1 protein-coding gene is annotated in these 2,382 nt (G+C 49.1%); it reads right to left on the minus strand.

Annotated elements, in window-relative coordinates:
• A partial coding sequence (locus tag ACJROR_RS04450) for a transposase (protein WP_406546044.1) occupies window positions 1-2,322 on the minus strand: 2,322 nt, incomplete at its 3' end.
• Window positions 2,323-2,382 lie beyond the last annotated feature (60 nt).

Consider the following 2,382-nt stretch of genomic DNA (forward strand, 5'->3'; position numbering starts at 1 on the left):
AACTTCCGGATGATCCAGGAAGGTTCTGAACTCGTCTTTGCTGTTCATGAAGTAGGTGACAGCCTTGGTGTAGAACCTGTTTGAAACGTTGACGAATTTCTTCGCCGATTCATCATACTTGGTTGCCTGGTATTCCTTGTAAAGATAAACCATTCCCCGCTCAATTACATCGGCCCAGCGAGCTTCGTACATCTGTCTGTGAGCTTTCAGGAGAGCGTAGTAATCCTTTTGCTGCTCCTCGTTTTCCGGAAGCGGATGCTCATCCCGGAACTCTCTTTCACATGCGGCAATCATCGAATAAGCCGTCATTACGACATATATGACCGCGGCATCGTTCAGTTTTGGCGCTGACAGCCCGTCCTTAAGCTTCTGAACCGATTGGTCGTAGGTATCTTTAAAATAGATTGATGACGGGTTGGCCATAACGGTCAGCAGCGGTCTTTTCAGGTGGTCGAGGCACCGCTGAATCAGAACTTCCTCTCCGAATACCTCGCTGAGGAATTCCTCGCTGTAAGTTGCGCAGCGGTCTGCGGTAATCAATTTGAACGTAAACCCCTTAAGGCTCTTTTCGAAATCTTCCCGGGATCTTCCGCTCATGGCCTTGAAGAGCATCAGTCTTTTGCCGGGAGTTGCGGCCTGCGGGCACGTAATTCCCATAATGAAGGCTTTTGTCTTTTCCTTGTTTTTAAAGTTCGTGTTGACGCTTACGGGAGTTTCGTCAAGGTTGCCGGACTTTGCAAGCCGGATATGCTCTTCTATAACCCTGGCAATCGGGGCCAGGATAATCTCCGTATAGGCCGTGAAATTGTTATAGATTGTATTGTGCCCCAGCGACAGATACCTGGCGGCAACGGCTGTCAGCGTGTTTACCGGTATTCCGCCGTACATCAGATTGGACAGGCTGGCAAGCGTTAAAAGATTGATGTTATAACCGGGGGCGGCAGCGGTAATGGCGGCGTCTATGATACGGGGGGTAAAAATCTTATGACAATCCGGACAATAGAGCATTTCCGGATAGGCTGAAACAAGATGCACAAACTCTTCTGAGTTAATAACCATGCTAAGCAGACCGAGTACCTGGATCATTTCTCCCGCAGGATTAAGTATCTCAAGAGGCGTTTTGCACTCCGGACACACTGACGGCAGGTTCTCCTTGCTGTCCTTCGGCGAAGGAGCTCTCTCTGCCTTGCGGGCATATTTTCTGTCTTTGGTTCCGTTCGGGCGCGGGTTCGCCGAGTTTTTCTCCTTGATATAGCGCTTTACGAGTTTGAAGAATCTGCGACTGAAATTACCGCAGCATTGGCACATGGCTATAATAAAGTTCTTTGTATTATCATCCAGATCATCGCGCTCCGCCAGTTTTTCGAATACGGCGATATTCTCCGGATTAAACAGACTGGAAACGGCCAGCATCCTCCTGGTATTGGGATCCTTCGTGCTGTCATACCAGAATTTGTTTACTGTTTCTATTCCATCAAAGCCGTTCTCGCATAATTTCAGCATTTCCGCAATAGCCGCATACAGCGCATTTTTGACTAATTTCTTTTTCGGATCCTGACCGGCGGTCTTTGTCTGTTGTTTCTGCGATGCCGGCTCAGGCTTGTCTGACTTTTCTTCCGCCGTTTGTGTTTGCCCCCGATCCTGCGGCTCAGAAGAATCAGTCTGCGGAACGTTTTCTGTTACGGGATCAGGCTGCTGATTGGCCTCTGCGGCGGGAGCGGGATGTTCAGATGCGGCGGTATCTGTTTCGGCAGTAAGACTCTCATGAAGTTTTTCTAACGCTTTGCCCAGAGAGGCTTCGTCAATTTTCTCGCTGCCGTTTCCATACCCCTTGGAATGAGGACCGTCGTCGAACCTCCTAATGTGTTCTGCGTAACCGGTAAGCCACGTGACGAGATGGCCGTTTATATCATTAATGATTGCGGCAACATCCTTATGAGCCAGCGGATCATCGTTAAATCCTTCTTTCTTTGCCGTATTCAGGATTTCGGCAATGGTTTTGGGCCAGGCGCAGACTGTGTTTTGTATAAAATCCACGGATTTTTTCAGGGGTTCGTATTCCTTTTTCAGGGTTTCCACCTGCTGAGCCAGGGATTCCTTATCCTGAGTCAAAGACTGTTTTTCCTGAGTAAGAGACTGGTTTTCCTGAGCAAGAGATTCCACCTTTTGCGTCAGAGAGTTCTTCTCCCGGGCCAGAGCATCGCGTTCCTGCTCCGCGAGGGCCAGCCTTGCCCGCAGCTCTGCTATCTCTGAAGAGCAAGACTCTCCGGAATTGTTTTCCGAACCGTCTTTCTTCCCGAATATCCTGTTAAAGAGAACCATGCCTCTGTCTCCGCTGATGACTGAAGATGTCATGTCATAATTGTAAAGGCAGAGGGAAGA

Origin of the sequence: Succinimonas sp. (assembly GCF_045225735.1) — a bacterium.
Taxonomy (GTDB): domain Bacteria; phylum Pseudomonadota; class Gammaproteobacteria; order Enterobacterales; family Succinivibrionaceae; genus Succinimonas.